The organism is Actinomadura terrae (assembly GCF_022751215.1).
GTDB lineage: Bacteria > Actinomycetota > Actinomycetes > Streptosporangiales > Streptosporangiaceae > Spirillospora > Spirillospora terrae.
The window spans coordinates 1,513,934-1,530,689 of record NZ_JAICDG010000001.1 but is presented as its reverse complement, the minus strand read 5'-3'; the positions used below and the strand labels follow the sequence as shown (position 1 = coordinate 1,530,689).

General features: G+C 72.6%; 17 protein-coding genes. 4 read left to right on the top strand and 13 right to left on the bottom strand.

The window, feature by feature from the left end; genetic code table 11:
• Nucleotides 1–95: 95 nt before the first annotated feature.
• The 7 genes from K2F47_RS06805 to ctaE all read right to left on the bottom strand — a co-directional run bounded on the left by K2F47_RS06805 (nt 96) and on the right by ctaE (nt 8,264).
• Nucleotides 96–1,607 (bottom strand): penicillin-binding transpeptidase domain-containing protein, encoded by a 1,512-nt coding sequence (locus tag K2F47_RS06805; RefSeq protein ID WP_242901895.1) that lies wholly within the window; start codon nt 1,605–1,607, stop codon nt 96–98.
• A 144-nt stretch (nt 1,608–1,751) separates the two neighbouring features.
• Nucleotides 1,752–2,561 (bottom strand): hypothetical protein, encoded by an 810-nt coding sequence (locus tag K2F47_RS06800; protein ID WP_242901894.1) that lies wholly within the window; start codon nt 2,559–2,561, stop codon nt 1,752–1,754.
• 83 nt (nt 2,562–2,644) lie between these two features.
• Nucleotides 2,645–3,772 (bottom strand): glycosyltransferase family 4 protein, encoded by a 1,128-nt coding sequence (locus K2F47_RS06795; RefSeq protein WP_242901893.1) that lies wholly within the window; start codon nt 3,770–3,772, stop codon nt 2,645–2,647.
• Nucleotides 3,773–3,854: 82 nt separating this feature from the next.
• The gene (gene qcrB / locus K2F47_RS06790) at nt 3,855–5,501 is read right to left on the bottom strand and encodes a cytochrome bc1 complex cytochrome b subunit (RefSeq protein WP_242901892.1); all 1,647 of its coding nucleotides are present in this window, start codon (nt 5,499–5,501) and stop codon (nt 3,855–3,857) included.
• Nucleotides 5,498–6,634: a cytochrome bc1 complex Rieske iron-sulfur subunit gene (gene qcrA, locus K2F47_RS06785; RefSeq protein WP_242901891.1), complete on the bottom strand. Its 1,137-nt coding sequence runs from the start codon at nt 6,632–6,634 to the stop codon at nt 5,498–5,500. The genes qcrB and qcrA overlap by 4 nt, the downstream gene beginning before the upstream one ends.
• A complete protein-coding gene (gene qcrC / locus K2F47_RS06780) occupies nt 6,631–7,542 on the bottom strand; it encodes a cytochrome bc1 complex diheme cytochrome c subunit (protein WP_242901890.1) in 912 nt (303 codons plus the stop codon). Before qcrC ends, qcrA begins: the two co-directional genes overlap by 4 nt.
• A gap of 68 nt (nt 7,543–7,610) precedes the next feature.
• Entirely contained in the window at nt 7,611–8,264 is a 654-nt protein-coding gene (ctaE, locus tag K2F47_RS06775; protein ID WP_173390992.1) for an aa3-type cytochrome oxidase subunit III, read from the bottom strand.
• A gap of 204 nt (nt 8,265–8,468) precedes the next feature.
• On the opposite strand from ctaE, the gene K2F47_RS06770 reads away from it, so the two are divergent.
• Nucleotides 8,469–8,900: a response regulator gene (locus K2F47_RS06770; protein ID WP_242901889.1), complete on the top strand. Its 432-nt coding sequence runs from the start codon at nt 8,469–8,471 to the stop codon at nt 8,898–8,900.
• A 109-nt stretch (nt 8,901–9,009) separates the two neighbouring features.
• Nucleotides 9,010–10,059, top strand: coding sequence for an anthranilate phosphoribosyltransferase (trpD, locus tag K2F47_RS06765; protein ID WP_242901888.1), 1,050 nt, complete (start codon nt 9,010–9,012; stop codon nt 10,057–10,059).
• A 10-nt stretch (nt 10,060–10,069) separates the two neighbouring features.
• On the opposite strand, the gene K2F47_RS06760 is transcribed toward trpD, so the two are convergent.
• From K2F47_RS06760 to K2F47_RS06745, 4 genes are read right to left on the bottom strand one after another with little or no spacing between them, the layout of a single operon-like run.
• Nucleotides 10,070–10,879, bottom strand: coding sequence for an ABC transporter permease (locus K2F47_RS06760; RefSeq protein ID WP_242901887.1), 810 nt, complete (start codon nt 10,877–10,879; stop codon nt 10,070–10,072).
• Nucleotides 10,879–11,799: an ABC transporter permease gene (locus K2F47_RS41275; RefSeq protein ID WP_242901886.1), complete on the bottom strand. Its 921-nt coding sequence runs from the start codon at nt 11,797–11,799 to the stop codon at nt 10,879–10,881. Before K2F47_RS41275 ends, K2F47_RS06760 begins: the two co-directional genes overlap by 1 nt.
• A complete protein-coding gene (locus tag K2F47_RS06750; protein WP_242901885.1) occupies nt 11,778–12,986 on the bottom strand; it encodes an ABC transporter substrate-binding protein in 1,209 nt (402 codons plus the stop codon). The genes K2F47_RS41275 and K2F47_RS06750 overlap by 22 nt, the downstream gene beginning before the upstream one ends.
• A gap of 45 nt (nt 12,987–13,031) precedes the next feature.
• Nucleotides 13,032–14,054 carry an ABC transporter ATP-binding protein gene (locus K2F47_RS06745; protein WP_242901884.1) on the bottom strand — a complete coding sequence of 341 codons (1,023 nt, stop codon included), beginning with the start codon at nt 14,052–14,054 and terminating at the stop codon, nt 13,032–13,034.
• Nucleotides 14,055–14,137: 83 nt separating this feature from the next.
• Between K2F47_RS06745 and K2F47_RS06740 the strand changes: the two genes are divergently transcribed.
• On the top strand, nt 14,138–14,854 hold the full coding sequence (locus K2F47_RS06740) for a FadR/GntR family transcriptional regulator (protein ID WP_242901883.1): 717 nt from the start codon (nt 14,138–14,140) through the stop codon (nt 14,852–14,854).
• Nucleotides 14,855–14,869: 15 nt separating this feature from the next.
• Nucleotides 14,870–15,613 carry a PDC sensor domain-containing protein gene (locus K2F47_RS06735; protein ID WP_242901882.1) on the top strand — a complete coding sequence of 248 codons (744 nt, stop codon included), beginning with the start codon at nt 14,870–14,872 and terminating at the stop codon, nt 15,611–15,613.
• Here K2F47_RS06735 and K2F47_RS06730 read toward each other — a convergent pair.
• Both K2F47_RS06730 and K2F47_RS06725 read right to left on the bottom strand, forming a co-directional pair.
• On the bottom strand, nt 15,610–15,897 hold the full coding sequence (locus K2F47_RS06730) for an Lrp/AsnC family transcriptional regulator (protein ID WP_242901881.1): 288 nt from the start codon (nt 15,895–15,897) through the stop codon (nt 15,610–15,612). The two genes, K2F47_RS06735 and K2F47_RS06730, sit on opposite strands and share 4 nt — an antisense overlap.
• Before the next feature lie 61 nt (nt 15,898–15,958).
• A complete protein-coding gene (locus K2F47_RS06725; protein WP_242901880.1) occupies nt 15,959–16,708 on the bottom strand; it encodes a rhomboid family intramembrane serine protease in 750 nt (249 codons plus the stop codon).
• Nucleotides 16,709–16,756: the final 48 nt, after the last annotated feature.

Below are 16,756 nucleotides of genomic sequence, written 5' to 3'. Positions count from 1 at the left end.
GGGCCCAGTCGATCACCCGGGAGCATACGCCCACGGCGGCCCGGATGGACGGTGATGCCAAAAACGTTTCACCCCGCGGTTTCGGCTCGCCCGGATCAGGCCAGGCCGCGGAGGAACGCGGCGGCCAGCGGCGCGGCGATCTCGGGGCCCGATCCGCCGTCCGGGACGAGGACGGAGAACGCCAGGTCACCGCGGAAGCCGATGAACCAGGCGTGGGTGCCGCCGTCGTACTCGGCGGTGCCGGTCTTGCCGGACGTCCCGTCCGGCAGCCCGGCGCGGGCGGCGGTGCCGCCGGTGACGACCGCGCGCATCATGGTCCGCAGCTCGGCGGCGCCCGGGACCTCGTGGGCGTCCGGCACGCGTCCCCCGCCCTCGCGGATCAGCTTCGGCGACAGCAGGCGCGGCGCGCGCCAGGTGCCGTCCGCCACCGCGGCCGCGACCGACGCCATCAGCAGCGGGCTCGCCAGCACCTGGCCCTGCCCGATCCCCGCCTCCGCCAGCGCCGCGCCGCTCCCGATCGCGGGGAAGGGGCAGGGCGCGGCGGACAGGCCCGGCGCGAGCCGCGTGCCGAACCCGAACGCCTCGGCGGCCGCCGCGAGCTTCTTCGCGCCCGCCTTCTCCACGGCCAGACGCGCGAACGTGGTGTTGCACGACGCCGCGAACGCCTCGCGCAGCGTCGTCGTTCCGAGCGCGTGGTTCTGGTCGTTGTGGATGGTGCGCTGCGCGGTGACGGTGACCGCCGGGCAGTCGGCCGCCGATCCGGCGTTCATGCCGTCCGCGAGGAGGGCCGCCGACGTCACGACCTTGAACGTCGAGCCCGGCGGGTACGTCCCGACGAACGCGCCGAGCCCGCCGAGCGTGTCGGCCACCGCGACGATCTCCCCGGTGGACGGGCGGATCGCGACCACCGACGCCTCCCGCTCCCCGACCGCCTTCTCCGCCGCGTCCTGGACGCGGCGGTCCAGCGTCGTGCGGATCGCCCGGCCCGCCTTCATCCCGAGCACCTTGACCCGCTGGACGGGCCCGGCGCCGTCACGCAGTTCGATGACCCAGCCGGAGCCGGTCTCGCCCTCCATCCGCTCGTTGAGCGCGCTCAGGTAGGGCTCGAGCGGCCCGTCCTGCGGGAACCGCTTCCCGTCGCGCGCGACCAGGGTGACGGTGGGCACCGTCACCTCCCGCAGCGACCACGAGCCCCTCCCCTTGAGCCCGGGATACAGGGTCGAGGGCGTCCACAGGACACGCCACCGCCCGGCCACCTTCCCGAGCCTCAACTCCGACCCGAACGTCCAGTCGCCGCGTCCCGCGACGGCGCGGGTGACGGTGAAACCGGCGCGCGCCGTGTCGGGCCCCGACCGCACCACCGGACGCGGCGCCAGTACGACCGAGCTCACCCGCAGCCCGTCCGACAGCGCGTGGTGCTGGTCCGCGAAGTCGGGCGGCGGGTCGGCGACCAGCTTGCCCATCCGGGTAAGGGACCCGCGCGACCAGGCGGCGAAGTAGTCGCGGGCCACCTCCTCGGGCGTCCCCTCGTCCTTCCCCGGCCACAGCCACGCCGTCGCGGCCCCCGCCGCGAGCACCGCCGCCACCAGCACCGCCAATACGGTCACGCCCCGTGATCGCACGCGAGATCTCTCCACTCTCCCCCCGAGCGGAGCACGATCATCTCAGCCCCGGCCGCGCCGCGCATGCGACCCAAGTCTGATCTTCGACGCGCGAGGACGCGGCGACCCAGCGTGCCCGGACCCGCCGGCTCAGCGCGTCCAGGGCAGCCGGACGGCCTCCAGCTCCGGGTCGGCGAGCACGGCCTCGACCAGCTCCGTCGGCCCGACGACCTTGGTGCCCCACAGGTCCCAGTCGCAGTAGACGACCCACGACCGGTCGGCCGACCAGAAGTCGGACGGGCAGCTCGCCATCGCCGGATGGTCGTACAGCCGCGCCGCGTCGCCGAGCCGCCCCGCGAGCACGGTCTCGTTGTCCCAGTCGGCCGTGACCAGCGGGCAGTAGTAGGCGAGGCAGCGCGTGTCGGCGCCGGCGGGGCTGTGCCGCAGCAGCACGGCGACGAGCCGGTGCCAGCTCTCCCGGTCCAGGCAGCCCTCGGCGGGCGGCTGGATCGCCGCCGACCAGCTCCCGGTGGGGTGGCCCTGGCGCAGGCAGCGGTTGCCCGGCAGCTCCCCCTCCGGGACGACCGGCTCCCCGAACCCGCGCGCCAGCTCCCGCCAGCGCAGCCGCCGCCACCCCGCGCCCGGGTCGCCGCTGCGGCCGAGCTCGGTGCCGGTGACGATCGCGCCCTCCAGCAGGTCGCCCACGTCGCCCGGGACCTCGGCGGCGGGATCGGCCGACTCGACGAGCCCCGCCGCCGTCACCGTCTGGTGGACGTCGTCGTGGGTCGTGGTGACGAGGCCCTCCTCCCACGCGTACATCGCGTGCAGGAGCCACGCCGAGTCGGGGCTTCGCGGGGGCTCGAAGCCCGAATAGCAGTGGTCGGGATCGAGCTCGTGCAGCCAGCGCGCGGCCTCCCCCGGAGCCCGGGCCCAAGCGTCCTCGATGTCCGCGTTCTCCATATCCCGCATCCTCGCACCCTCATGACGCGCCGCGAAACGTGCCATGACCTAGGGATTCCCGTTCCTGACCATGGAGCCACACCTCAGTGGCCGAGCAGAGCCCCCAGCCGTGCCGCCTGGAGCTCCCAGCGCCACTCCCGTTCCACCCACGCGCGGCCCCGCTCCCCCATCGCGCGGGCCCGCGCGGGATCGGCGAGGAGGGCGGCGACCGCGTCGGCGACGCGGGCGACGGACCGGCCCGGCACGACCACGCCGGTCTCACCGTCGAGGACGGCGTCGGGCGCGCCGCCGGAGTCGCCCGCGACCACCGGCAGCCCGGTCGCGGACGCCTCCAGGTAGACGATGCCGAGGCCCTCCACGTCCAGGCCGCGGCGGCGGGTGCGGCACGGCATCGCGAACACATCGCCCGCGTCGTGGTGCGCCGGAAGCTCCTCCCACGGGACGTTCCCGGCGAACACCACCGAGCCGGTCACGCCGACGGCCGCCGCCAGTCGCTCCAGCTCGGCGCGGTAGGGGCCGCCGCCGACGAGCAGCAGCGCCGCGTCCGGGACCCGCTTCAGGACGCGCGGCCATGCGTGGATCAGCGCGTCCTGCCCCTTGCGCGGCACGAGGCGCGACACGCACACCGCCACCGGACGGTCGGACAGGCCGTGCCGCGCGCGGATCTCCGCGCCTCCCGCGCCGCGCCGGAACAGCTGCTCGTCGACGCCGGGGGCGAGCCGCGCCATGCGGTCCGCCGCGTCCGGCGACAGCGCCCGCGCCATCCGCGACCGCGTGTACTCGCCCAGGTAGGTCAGCACGTCCACGCCGTCGGCGATGCGGCGCAGGACGGCGTCCGCGACCGGCAGCGACGCCCAGCCCGCCTCGTGCCCGTGCGTGATCCCGACGAGCCGCCGCGCGCCGCTCCGTCGCAGCGCGGGCGCCAGCAGCCCGAGCGGCGCCGCCGCGCCGAAGACGACCGAGTCGCAGCCCTCCGCGTGCAGCACGTCCCGCGCGCGGCGCAGCACGCCCGGAACCGGCAGCATCAGCGACCCCGGGTGCCGGACGACCGGGAACGGCTGCCGCGCGTCGAACTCCGCCGCGCCCTCCCACGCGGGCGCGTACACGACGACCGAGCCGGGCGGGCGGCGCGCCGCGAGGCCGTGCACGAACGCCTGGATGCCGCCCGGACGCGGCGGGAAGTCGTTGGTGACGAACAGCGTCCTGGTCATCGTCCGAAACCTGGGGGAATGCGGAGGGGCCCGCCACCGCATGTGCGGTGACGGGCCCCTTCCAGCGACATCGCGGCGCCGGTCAGCGGCTGAGCGGCTTGGACTCCCTGCCGCCCTCGACCTCGCCGTGCTCGCCTTCGTGCTCGCCGTGCCCGCCCTCGTGCTCCTCGACGGGGATGTCGTCGAAGGTCCAGGCGCGGTTGAGACGCGAGCGCAGGTGCCCGAGCGGGCCCTTGGAGCCCGGCGCCGGAATCCCGCGGGCGTCCTTGGCGGGCGCCTCGGGACGGGTGTTCTCCTTGGACAGGATCGTCACCCGCTTCTCCTCGCGCGCCGGCTCGTGCCGCTCGGAGTACCGGCCGTCCGGCGACATCATGATGATGCCGGACTCCTCGCCGTGCCCGATGATGTTCGCGTCCTTGCGCTGGAGGCCCAGGCAGATCCGCTTGGTGATGATGAACGCCAGGAACGGCCCGACGAAGACCGCGACCCGAAAGAACCACGTCGTGGCGAACAGCGACACATGGAACTTGTCGGCCAGGACGTCGTTGCCGCCCGCGAGCCACAGCAGCCCGTAGAACGCCACCGCGGCCATGCCCGTCGCCGTGCGGACCGGGGCGTTGCGCGGACGCGTGTTGACGTTGTGGTGCCGCTTGTCGCCGGTCACCCACGCCTCGACGAACGGCCAGGCCGCCGCGCCGGTGAAGATGATGCCGAGCGGCACCGTCGCCGGGATCAGCACGTTGAAGCTGACCGTGTGGCCCCAGGCCGAGATCTCCCAGTTCGGCATGATGCGCAGCGCGCCTTCCAGCACGCCCATGTACCAGTCGGGCTGGGAGCCCGCCGAGATCGCGCCCGGGTCATAGGGGCCGAACAGCCAGATCGGGTTGATCTGGACGAAGGCCCCCATCAGGGCGAGCACCCCGAAGGTGAACAGGAAGTAGGCGCCCGTCTTGGCCATGAAGACCGGGTAGAACGGGTAGCCGTACACCTGCTCCTCGGACTGGTTCTTGACCGGCATGGCGGTGTGCTTCTGGTGCCACATGATCATCATGTGCGCGGTGACCATGCCGAGGATCAGGCCCGGGATCAGCAGCACGTGGATCGTGAACAGCCGGGGCACGATGTCCTGGCCGGGGAACTCGCCGCCGAACAGGAACATGTACAGGTAGGTGCCGACCAGCGGGATCGACTCCGCGACGCCCTGGGTGATCCGCAGTCCGGTGCCCGACAGCAGGTCGTCGGGCAGCGAGTAGCCGAACAGGCCCTCCAGCATGCCGAGCGTGAACATGCCGATGCCGATCAGCCAGTTCAGCTCGCGCGGCTTGCGGTAGGCGCCGGTGAAGAACACCCGCAGCATGTGCGCCAGGATCGAGGCCATGAACAGGACCGCGGCCCAGTGGTGGATCTGCCGCATCAGCAGGCCGCCGCGCACGTCGAAGCTGATCTCCAGCGTCGAGGCGTAGGCCTGCGACATCTTGACGCCGTTCAGCTTCGTGTACGAGCCGTTGTACACGACCTCCTGCATGCTCGGCTGGAACCAGAGCGTCAGGAACGTCCCGGTCAGCAGCAGGATGATGAAGGAGTACAGGGCGATCTCGCCCAGCATGAACGACCAGTGGTCGGGAAACACCTTCTTCAGGTTCCGCTTGAAGAAGGTGGTGGAGCCGAGCCGGTCGTCCAGCCAGTTCAGCGAGGCGTCGACCGGTTGCGGAGCTGTCGTCTGGCTCATCCGCGCTCCCAGAAGCTCGGGCCGATCGGCTCGTGGTAGTCGCTGGTGGCGACGATGTAGCCGTCCTCGACCGACAGCGGAAGCTGGGGCAGCGGACGGGCCGCCGGGCCGAACACGACCTTCGCGGCGTTGGTGGCGTCGAAGGTCGACTGGTGGCACGGGCACAGGATGTGGTGCGTGGTCTGCTCGTACAGCGCGGCCGGGCAGCCGACGTGCGTGCAGATCTTGGAGTACGCCACGATCCCGTTGACGTGCCAGTTCTCCCGGCCCTTGGCGGGCTTGAACTGGTCCTCGGGGATGTTGATGAGGATCGTCACGGCCTTGGCGGTCTCGGTGAGCACCCGGTCCTCGGGGACGTGCTCCTCGATCCCCTCCGGCAGGACGGTGATCATCGAGCCGGGCGAGGAGAAGTCGCTGACCCGCAGCGGCTTGTTGGTGCCGTCCACGACCAGCCGGACGCCCTTCTTGCCCTGCTTGTGCGCCTCCTCGACGGCCTTGGCCCAGAACGTGCTGCGGAGCTTCTTCTCCGGCAGCGGGCCGAGGTCGCGCAGCAGCACCAGCGGGGCCAGCCCGAGCGGCGCCGAGGCCAGCAGCAGCGTGCGGCGCAGCAGCGGCCGCCGCGTGATGCCGCTGTCGGCCGCGCCCTCCATGAAGTCCTCGTTGAAGGCGGCGCGGGTCTGCTCGTCGGCGGCGGGCAGGTGCCGCTCCTGGACGATCGGCTTGCTGGTCATCAGCCGCCGCACCCAGATCGTGACGCCGATCGCGAGGGCGAGGAACGACAGCGCCATCAGGCCGCCGAGCCAGAAGTTGGACTCGCGGGCCCGGTCGACGCCGTGCATGCCGCCGTCGCGGCCGCTCCAGCCGATGTAGTAGGCGATGAAGCCCACGCTGGCGGCGAAGGCGACCAGGAAGAACGTCGCGACGACGCGTTCGGCCCGCTTGGCCGACGCCTCGTCGAGCTGCTCTCCCGCGCCCGCCGGGGCCGAGATGTCGCCCTCGGCGAGCAGTTCCCTGTCCCTGGCCGGGGACGGCGTGCGGATCACCCGCTCGCGCGGGGCCTCCTCAGGCCGGGCGCCCTCGCGCGGCTCGTCCGAGCCCGCGGCGCCGCCGGTGTCCTTGTTGTCGTCGCTCATGACTTCTTCAGCTTCTTCGGCTTCTTCGCGGTGATCCACATGGCTGCCAGCACCAGCAGGCCGATCCCGATCAGCCAGCCGGCCAGGCCCTCCGACACCGGGCCGATGCGGCCGAGGCCGTTACCGCCCGGGTTCGGCTCCTCGCGCGTCTGGACGAGGTAGGCGATGATCGCCTGCTTGTCCTTGGGCGTGAGCGTGGTGTCGTTGAACACCGGCATCGCCTGCGGGCCCGTCAGCATGGCCTCGTAGATCTGGGTGGGCGTGACGTCGCTGTTGTTCAGCGGCGGCGCGTACTTGCCGCCGGTCAGCGCGCCGCCCTGGCCGGTGAAGTTGTGGCACTGGGCGCAGTTGGTGCGGAACAGCTTGCCGCCGAGGGCGACGTTGCCGGTCTTCGGGTCGACCGCCGAGGCCGGGGGGACGTCCGGCCCGTTGCCGAGCGAGGCGATGTAGGCGCGCAGGTCGGCCAGGTTCTTCTCGGCCTCGGCCTTCTGCTTCTCGGCCTCCTCCCGCTTCTCCTTCTCCTCGTAGTCGGTCTTGATCGAGGTGTCGAAGGCGGGGATCGGCCTCTTGCGCGGCATCTGCGCGCCCGGGTTCATCGCGGGCATGCGGCCCGTGCTGACCTGGAAGTCGACGGACGCGGCGCCGACGCCGATGAGGCTCGGGGCGATCGGCTTGCCCTTGGCGTCCTTGGTGCCCTCGGCGTTCAGGCCGTGGCAGCTGGCGCAGTTCTTGTTGAACAGCTGCTTGCCGTTGCCCAGGTCCTGCGCGGCCGCGGCGGTGCCCTCCGCCTCGGCGCGGCCGGTCTGCGGCGAGAAGCCGGCGTAGATGGCGCCGATCGCCGCCAGGGCCGCCAGCACGACGGCGTAGCCCGCCCAGGGGCGCCGTCGCCATGCGGTGATCCTTCTCACGGAAATCCCCGTTCGGGTCATGTCGTCTGGTGGTTCGAGCAGGTCGTCGAGCAGGTCACGGCGTCACGTCAGTCGAGCAGGTAGATGGTGGCGAACAGGCCGATCCACACCACGTCGACGAAGTGCCAGTAGTAGGACACGACGATCGCGCTCGTGGCCTGCTCGTGCGTCCAGCGCTTGGCGGCGTAGGTCCGTCCGAGGACGAACAGGAACGCGACGAGCCCGCCGGTGACGTGCAGGCCGTGGAAGCCGGTGGTCAGGTAGAAGACCGAGCCGTAGGCCGACGAGGACAGCGTGAGGCCGTCCTTCGTGACCAGGCTGTAGTACTCGTACGCCTGCCCGGCGACGAAGTAGGCGCCCATGAGGAACGACAGCACGTACCACTCGCGCAGCCCCCACCGCCGGAAGTTCAGCAGGCCGCCGTCCCGGCCGACCTTGCCCGCCTCCGCCTTGAACACGCCCATCTGGCACGTCACCGAGGACAGCACCAGGACGGTGGTGTTGACCGCCGACAGCGGCAGGTTCAGCGGGGCGCCGGGCCACGCGCCGTGCCCGGACTGGCCGATCGTCACGGAGCGGATCGTGAAGAACATCGCGAACAGCGCCGCGAAGAACATCAGCTCGGACGACAGCCAGACGATCGTCCCCACGCTGACCAGATTGGGACGATTTGCCCGTGCGTGAGGTGTTGTCTCTATCGCGGATGCTGTCACGGGCAGCATTATTGCGCCCCTATCCAGTGAGTGACGCATGACCCCCCTTCTAGAGTTCCCCGAGCGTGTCACGGCGCGCCGTACCGGAGGACCTCTCCGGTGGCTCTCCCCTGGCGGCACCGGGCCTGATCTCGTACGCAGAGGTCGTTCCGGAGGGCGTGGGGGGTCGTCCCCCCACAGGTAGGCTTGCGCGAGGCGGTACCCTTCGGTGCCATGAGCACCGCCCCGGAGAGCACGGAGAGCCCGATGAAGGTTCTCGTCTACAGCGACGACGCGAACACCCGCGCCCAGATCCGGATGGCGGTCGGCCGCCGCCCCGCCGCCGACGTCCCCCGGGTCGAGTTCGTGGAGATCGCGACCCAGCCCGCCGTGGTGGCGCGGCTCGACGAGGGCGACATCGACGTGCTGGTCGTGGACGGCGAGGCGCAGCCCGCCGGAGGCCTCGGCGTGTGCCGGCAGGCCAAGGACGAGGTCTACGACTGCCCGCCGGTCCTGGCGATCATCGCGCGCCGCGACGACGGCTGGCTCGCGACCTGGTCGCGCGCCGACGCCGTGGTCAGCCTCCCGCTGGACCCGATGGCCCTCGCCACCGCGCTCGCCGGGCTGATGCGGCAGCGCGCCGAGAGCCGCCTCCCCGCCCTGTAGGCGGAGCCTGGCGAGCACAGGCCGGGCCCGCAGGCCTGTTCAGGTCGGGTGGGCCAGAACAGATTGAGCCCGGGGCGCATCACCCCCGGACGAACTTCCCCGGAGCGACATGGACGCCCGCACGACGTGGCCCGCACTGCTGAACGCCCTCCTCGACGGCGACTCGCTGACCAGCGAGGAGACCGCCTGGGCCATGAACCGCATCATGGCCGGGGAGGCCACGGACGTGCAGATCGCGGGCTTCGCGGTCGCGATGCGGGCCAAGGGCGAGACGGTCGCCGAGGTGTCCGGGCTCGCCGACGGCATGATGGACAACGCCACCCCGATCACCGTGGCCGGCCGCTTCGCCGACCTGGTCGGGACGGGCGGCGACCGCGCCCACACCGTCAACATCTCCACGATGGCGGCCGTGGTGGGCGCCGCGTCCGGGGTGAAGGTCGTCAAGCACGGCAACCGGGCCGCCTCCTCCTCGTGCGGCGCCGCCGACCTGCTGGAGCACCTCGGCGTCGCGATCGACCTGCGGCCGGAGGCGACCGCGCGGGTCGCGGAGGAGACCGGCATCACGTTCTGCTTCGCGCCGATGTTCCACCCCGCGCTGCGGTACGCGTCCAAGGCGCGCGGCGAGCTCGGCACGCCGACGGTGTTCAACTTCCTCGGCCCGCTGACGAACCCGGCGCGTCCCCCCGCGCAGGCGGTGGGGGTGTTCCATCCCCGCATGGCGGGGGTCGTCGCGGGCGTGTTCGCCTCGCGGGGCTGCTCGTCGCTGGTGTTCCGGGGCGACGACGGGCTGGACGAGCTGACGACGACCGGCACGTCCGCGGTGTGGGTGGTCCGCGACGGGGCGGCGGTGGAGACGACGTTCGACCCGGCCGACCTTGGGATCGCGCCCGCCAAGCCGGAGGACCTGCGCGGCGCCGACGCCGCGTTCAACGGCCGGGTGGCGCGCGAGGTGTTCGCGGGGGCGCCCGGCGCCGTCCGCGACATGGTGCTGCTGAACGCCGCCGCGCTGATCACCGCGTTCGAGGGCGCGCCGCCCGCGGACGCGCTCACCGCGACGCTGGGCGCCGCCTACGAGCGGGCTGCGGCGGCGATCGACTCCGGCGCGGCGAGCGCCCTGCTGGACCGCTGGATCGAGGTCTCCCAGGGCCTGCGCGCCTGACGCGGGCCCCTCACACGGGCGAGCGGGCGCCGGACGAGAGCCGCTGCGCGAGCCAGATCGGCACCACCGACAGCACGATCATGGCGGCGGCCAGCACGTTGACGACCGGCGCCTGGTTCGGCCGGAACAGGTTGCCGAAGATCCAGATCGGCAGCGTCTGCGCGCCGGGCCCGGCGGTGAACGTGGTCACGATGATCTCGTCGAAGGACAGCGCGAACGACAGCAGCCCCCCGGCGAGCATCGCCGAGCGCAGCGCCGGGAACGTGACGTACCGGAGCGTCTGGAAGGTGTCGGCGCCGAGGTCGGCGGACGCCTCCTCCAGGCTCGTCCCGGTGCGGCGCAGCCGGGCGAGGACGTTGTTGTAGATCGTGACCACGCAGAACGTCGCGTGCCCGGCGATGACGGTGAACAGGCCGAGCCCGACGCCGAGCGGCTTCAGCACGACCTGGAAGGCGTTGCTGAGCGCGATGCCGGTGACGATGCCGGGCAGCGCGATCGGCAGCACGACGGCCAGCGACACGGCCTCGCGTCCGAAGAAGCGGTGCCGGGCCACCGCGAACGCGGCGGCGGTGCCGAGGACGAGCGCGATCGCCGTCGCGCCGAGCCCGGCCTTGACGCTGGTGAGGACGGCGCGCCGGGCGCCCGGGTCGTCCATCGCGTGCGTCCACCAGCGTCCGGTGAACGACGTCGGCGGCCATCCGAACGCCCGGTCGGCGTTGACGGAGTTGACCAGCACGACCAGCAGCGGGACGTAGATCACCGCCAGGCCGAGGACCAGCACGGCGCGCAGCGCGGCGCGGGCCGCGGGCGAGAGGGTCATCACAGCTCCCTGAGCGCGCCGGTGCGGCGGGCGGCGGCGAGGTAGGCCAGCATCACCAGGACGGGGACCGTGGCGACGGCGGCGGCGAACGGCAGGTTGTTGGCGGCGCCGACGTTGTCGTAGACGACGTTGCCGAGCAGCTGCGTCCGGCCGCCGACGATCTTCACGGTGATGTAGTCGCCGAGCGAGAGCGAGAACGTGAAGACCGACCCTGCGACCAGCGAGGGGAAGACCATCGGCAGCACGACGGCGCGGAGCGTGCGCAGCGGCCGCGCGCCGAGGTCGCCGGAGGCGTCCAGCAGCGAGTCGGGCAGCCGCTCCAGTCCGGTGTAGACGGGCAGGATCATGTACGGCAGCCACAGGTAGGCGAGCACGAGGACGGTCGCGGTGAGCCCGTAGCCGGGGCCCGACAGCCCGAACGGGCCGAGCGCCTCGTCGGCGAGGCCCCCGTTCGCCAGCATGACCCGCCACGCGTACGCCTTGACGAGGTAGGGCGCCCACAGCGGCGCGAGGACCGCGACCACCAGGTACGGGCGCCACCGCGGCTTCGCGACCTTGGCCATGGCGAACGCCATCGGCAGCCCGATCGCCATGTCGATCGCGGTCACGGCGGCGGCGACGCCGACGCTGCGCAGCGCGATCGTCCGGTAGACGGGCTCGTCCCAGAGCGTCCGGAAGTTGTCGAGCGTGTACTGGTGGACGACCTCGCCGGTGAAGGTGTCGGTCGTCCAGAACGCGGTCAGGAAGATCGCGGCGAGCGCGCCGAGGTAGCCGGGCACCAGCCAGGCGAGCGGGGCCGACAGCAGCAGCGTCAGGCGCAGCCGGGGACGGCGGTGCAGCACGGCCGCCGCCCGGCGCCGGAGTCCCGGCGCCGGACGGGCCGTCGGGGCGACCGCGGTCAGCCCTTGATCGTCGTCCACGCCTGGGTCCACTTGGCGTAGTCCACGCACTTGACGTCCTTGCGGCCGTCGAGGCACTGCGCGATCGGCGTCGTCCAGAAGCGCACCTTGGAGAAGTAGGTCTCGTCGGTGGCGTGGAAGGTGTCGCAGAACTTCTTGTCCGCGGTCAGCCCGCACGCCCTGGCGTTGGCCGGAGCCTCACCGAACCACTCGGCGACCTGGGCGTTCGCCTTCGGCGAGACGATCCAGTCCATCCACTTGTAGGCGCAGTTCGGGTGCTTGGCCTTGGCACCGACCATCCACGTGTCCGACCAGCCGGTCGAGCCCTCCTTGGGCAGCGCCACCTCCACCGGCGCCTTCTCGGCCTTGGCGAGGTTGGCGATGACCTGCCAGGTCGTCCCGAGCACCGAGTCGCCGCTCTTGAACGCCTGGACCTCCTTGGTGTAGTCCGACCAGTACTCGCCGATCAGGCCGCGCTGCGTCTTCAGCAGCGCGACGGCCGCGTCGAACTGCTTCTGGTCGAGCGCGTACGGGTCCTTGATCCCGAGTTCGGGACGGGACGACATCAGGTACAGCGCCGCGTCCGCGATGTAGATCGGCGAGTCGTAGCCGGTGACCTTGCCCTTGTAGGGCGAGTTCGCGTCGAACACCGCGCCCCAGGACGCGGGCGCGGGCTTCACCTTGTCCGACCGCCACATCAGCAGGTTCGCGCCGCGCCCGTGGGGGATGCCGTAGGCGACGCCGTTCACCGAGTTCCACGGCTTGAGCTTCAGGCCGGGGAACACGTCGGCGTAGTTCGGCACGAGCGCGGTGTTGACGGGCGCGACCGTGCCGGAGGCGATGAGCCGCAGCGAGGCGTCGCCGGACGCGGACACCGCGTCGTACTCGCCCGTCCGCATCAGCGTGACCATCTCGTCGGACGTCCCGGCGATCTTGGTGTTGACCTTGCAGCCGGTCTGCTTCTCGAACGGGTGGACCCAGTCGACCTTCTTGTCGTTGGAGCCGTCCTCGGCGTACCCGGCCCAGGCGACCAGGTCGACCCGGCCCTCGCCCGCGCCGAGCGACTGCCGCGCCGCGATCTTCGGGACCGTGAACCCGCCCTGCCCGGCACCGGTCGCCTTGCCTGCCGAATCGCCGTCGCCGCAGGCGCCGGTCAGTCCGATCGCCAGCGCTGCCGTGGCGGCGAGCGCCACGCGCGTGGACCACATGGGAACTCCTTATTTCGGGGGTGAGGAAGGAGATGTGCGTGCGGTTCAGGAGACGGACGCCGACTCGGCCGCGTCGTCCGTCACCCGGAATTCGTGCGCGGAGTGCCAGCCGACGCGGACGCGCTCGCCCGGCCGGTGCGGCGCGTCCGCTGCGGCCGCGAGGTTCTGCCGGAGCGCGACGACCCGCTCGCCCGAGTCCAGGTCGACGACGACCCGGGTGAGCGCGCCCGCGTAGACGACGTCCGCGACCGTGCCGAACGCGTGCCGGTCCCCCTGGCCCGGCTCGCGTGCCGTGTCAGCCCCGTGGACGTGGAGCTTCTCCGGGCGGACGCGGACGTCCCCGACGCGGTTGGAGGTGCCGACGAAGCCCGCCACGAACGCCGTCGCCGGACGCTCGTACACCTGCGCGGGCGTGCCGACCTGCTCGATCCGGCCGCGGTCCAGGACCGCGACCCGGTCGCTGAGCGTCAGCGCCTCCTCCTGGTCGTGGGTGACGAACACGAACGTGATCCCGGCGCGGCGCTGGATGGCCTTCAGCTCGGCCTGCATCTCCTCGCGCAACCGCAGGTCGAGCGCGCCGAGCGGCTCGTCCAGCAGCAGCACGCGGGGCTCGTTGACCAGCGCGCGGGCCAGCGCGACCCGCTGCCGCTGGCCGCCCGACAGCTCCGCCGGGCGCCGCGCCTCCAGGCCCTCCAGCCGGACGCCGCGCAGCGCCTCCCGGGCCCGCGCGCGCCGCTCGGCGCGCGGAACCCGCCGCACCTTCAGCCCGTACTCGACGTTGCGGAGCACGTCCAGGTGCGGGAACAGCGCGTAGTCCTGGAAGACGGTGTTGACGTCGCGCTCGAACGGCGGGAGCGACGTGACGTCCCGCCCGGCCAGTTCGACCGTTCCGGCGGTGGGCCGCTCGAACCCCGCGATCAGCCGGAGCACGGTGGTCTTGCCCGACCCGGACGGGCCGAGCATCGAGAAGAACTCGCCGTCCCCGATGTCGAGGTCGACGCCCGCGACCGCCTCGACCGCGCCGAAGGCCTTGCGGAGGCCGCGGATCCGCACCGCTGAAACCGACATGGGAGCAAAACATATGGATTCATAAGTTTTAGTTCAAGTGCGGATCCGGTATCACTGAGTCGACGCCGGCGGGAGGGGGCCCGATGGACAGCGCGCGTCTCGTCGTGTTCGCCCCGGTCGACAACACCGCGCGGGTGCACGCGGTGGTCCGCCGGCTGGGCGACGCGATCGCGCTCGGGCTGCTCGCCGACGGGGAGCAGCTGCCCAGCGAGACCGACCTCGCCGGGCACCTCGGCGTGTCGACGGTCACCCTACGCGAGGCGCTGATGGCCTTGCGTCAGCAGGGCCTCATCGAGACCCGGCGGGGACGCGGCGGCGGGAGCTTCGTCCGCGCCCCGGTCCGCCCGTTCGACCTGGCCGGGCGGCTGCGACCGCTCGCCGCCGAGGAGCTGCGCGACCTCGGCGACCACTACGCGGCCATCGCGGGCGCCGCCGCGCGGCTGGCGGCGCTGCGCTCGCTGCCCGGCGACGTCGACCGGCTGCGGCGCTCGCTCGCCGAGATGGACGAGGCGGGCCCGGGCCCCCGGCTGTGCCGCCTGGACGGGCGGTTCCACCTGGAGGTCGCCGCCGCGTCCCAGTCGGTCCGGCTCACCCGGGAGGAGGTGCGGCTCCAGGCCGACATCGGGCCGCTGATCCTCGCCGCGCACGCGCGTCCCGAGGCCGCCGCCCGGATTCGCGCCGAGCACGCGGCGCTCGTCGAGGCCATCGCCCGGGGCGAGGACGGGCGGGCCCGCGATGTCGCTGAAAGTCACGTCGCGAATGCGGTAGAACATCTGATTGAACGACGGCTCGCCCTCTGACTCCCGAGGTGTCCCATGCGCTCCGAGCTACCGGCGGCCCGCGCCACCGCGTGCCCGGCCGCCGACTCGGCCGTCGACCCGGCCGTCAGCGCGGCCGTCGCGCGCGTCCACGCGACCCTCGACGACGTGTTCGCGACCGTCGGCCTGGTGCGGGACGCGTCGTCGCGGCGCCTCGCCGAGGTCGCCGCCGCCGGGCGCGCCCCCGTCCGCGCCGACCTCGCCCCGCTGCGCCCGCTGCTGCTCCCCCACCTCGGCGACCTGGTCTGCGGGCTGGGCTTCATCGCCGCTCCCGGCCTGCTCGCCGACGCCCCCTGGTACCTGGAGTGGTGGCAGAGCGGGCCGTCCGGCGCACCGTCCCAGCTGCTGCCCGACCTCGACCCCGACAGCAGCGCCCTGTACGACTACACCGGCTGGGAGTGGTTCACCGGCCCGCGCGGCGGCGCCGAGCGGACCGTCTGCGGCCCCTACGTCGACTACCTGTGCAGCGACGAGTACGTGCTGACGCTGTCGGCGCCGGTCCGGGTGGGCGGCGCGTTCGCCGGGGTCGCCGCCGCCGACGTGTTCGCCCGCACCTTCGAGAACGAGATCGTCCCGGCGCTCCGCGAGATCCCCGCGCCCGCGTTCGTCGTCAACGCGCCGGGCCGCGTGATGGCGTCCAACACGGTGAGCTGGCCGCCCGGCGCCGTCTACCGGGGCGCGCGGGGCTTCGCCGCCCGCCCCTGCGGGAACACGGTGTCGCTGCTGGTGGGCGCGCGCTAGTCGGCGTCGGGCAGGCCGAGCGCGAACGCCTGCTCAAGGTCGTGCTGGGAGTAGGTGCGGAACGCGATGTGCGTCTCGGTGTCGAGGATGCCGGGCACCTTGTTGAGCCGCCCCGGGATCACGTCGTTCAGCTCGTCGTGCTCCCGGACGCGGACCATCGCCATGAGGTCGTGCCCACCGGTGACGGAGTAGACCTCGCTGACGCCGTCCAGCGCCGCGATCGTCTCGGCGACCTCGTGGATGCGCGCGACGTCGGCCTTGACGAACACGATGGCGGTGACCACCGGCACCCTCCTGCCCCTTCGCCCTGCACGTGCGGATGGCCCAACCCTATCGGGCGGCCGATCAGCCCCGGCTCAGGGCCACCGGGCGGCGCGCGGGGCCCGCGCGGCGGGCCAGCAGGGCGAACACCACCCCGGCGGCGAAGCCGTAGATGTGCGCGGTGTAGGCGACGTTGCTCTCCTCGTCGCCGAGCGACAGCCATTGCAGGACGAACCAGTACCCGAGCACCACCCACACCGGCAGCCGCACGATGATCACCGGTGGGACGTAGCTGACGATGCGGCCGCGCGGGTTCAGGATCACGTAGGCGCCCATCACGCCCGCGATCGCGCCGGACGCGCCGATCAGCGGGACCGTCGACCCGGCCGAGGTGTAGGCGAAGCCGTAGACGGCGACGAGCCCGAACAGCAGGTAGGCGACGAGGTAGCGCAGCCGTCCGAGCCGGTCCTCGACGCCCATCCCGACGACGAACAGCGCCACCAGGTTGCCCAGCAGGTGCAGGGCGCCCGAGTGCAGGAACATCGAGGAGAACGCGGACGTCCAGGGGCGCTTGGTGAAGCCGGCGGGCCCGCACTCCTCGACGGCGTCGGCCGGCAGCGGCTGCTGGACGCCGGTGGTCAGCTCCTTCGGGACGGCGCCGTACTCGTAGCTGAAGCGCACCGCCTCGCACTCGCGGGCGCGGTCCTCGCCGTACCAGGTGGCGAAGTTCGACATCGGGGTCAGCAGGAACACCACGACGTTGGCCGCGACCAGCAGGTAGGTCACCCAGGGGACGCGCCGCGCGGGCTGGCTGTCGTAGAGGGGCAGGGCCATGCGGTGCTCGACGTCCTCTCCGTCACCCGGCGCCCACCACCGGGACCT

Bases quoted from the DNA above. Each gene is read 5' to 3' on its own strand.
- ctaE (WP_173390992.1), bottom strand. From the start codon at position 8,264: ATGCTGCCCGTGACAGCATCCGCGATAGAGACAACACCTCACGCACGG.
- trpD (WP_242901888.1), top strand. From the start codon at position 9,010: ATGGACGCCCGCACGACGTGGCCCGCACTGCTGAACGCCCTCCTCGAC.
- K2F47_RS06800 (WP_242901894.1), bottom strand. From the start codon at position 2,561: ATGGAGAACGCGGACATCGAGGACGCTTGGGCCCGGGCTCCGGGGGAG.
- K2F47_RS06725 (WP_242901880.1), bottom strand. From the start codon at position 16,708: ATGGCCCTGCCCCTCTACGACAGCCAGCCCGCGCGGCGCGTCCCCTGG.
- K2F47_RS06735 (WP_242901882.1), top strand. From the start codon at position 14,870: ATGCGCTCCGAGCTACCGGCGGCCCGCGCCACCGCGTGCCCGGCCGCC.
- K2F47_RS06745 (WP_242901884.1), bottom strand. From the start codon at position 14,054: ATGTCGGTTTCAGCGGTGCGGATCCGCGGCCTCCGCAAGGCCTTCGGC.
- K2F47_RS06760 (WP_242901887.1), bottom strand. From the start codon at position 10,879: ATGACCCTCTCGCCCGCGGCCCGCGCCGCGCTGCGCGCCGTGCTGGTC.
- qcrB (WP_242901892.1), bottom strand. From the start codon at position 5,501: ATGAGCCAGACGACAGCTCCGCAACCGGTCGACGCCTCGCTGAACTGG.
- qcrA (WP_242901891.1), bottom strand. From the start codon at position 6,634: ATGAGCGACGACAACAAGGACACCGGCGGCGCCGCGGGCTCGGACGAG.
- K2F47_RS06750 (WP_242901885.1), bottom strand. From the start codon at position 12,986: ATGTGGTCCACGCGCGTGGCGCTCGCCGCCACGGCAGCGCTGGCGATC.
- K2F47_RS06795 (WP_242901893.1), bottom strand. From the start codon at position 3,772: ATGACCAGGACGCTGTTCGTCACCAACGACTTCCCGCCGCGTCCGGGC.
- K2F47_RS06740 (WP_242901883.1), top strand. From the start codon at position 14,138: ATGGACAGCGCGCGTCTCGTCGTGTTCGCCCCGGTCGACAACACCGCG.
- K2F47_RS06770 (WP_242901889.1), top strand. From the start codon at position 8,469: ATGAGCACCGCCCCGGAGAGCACGGAGAGCCCGATGAAGGTTCTCGTC.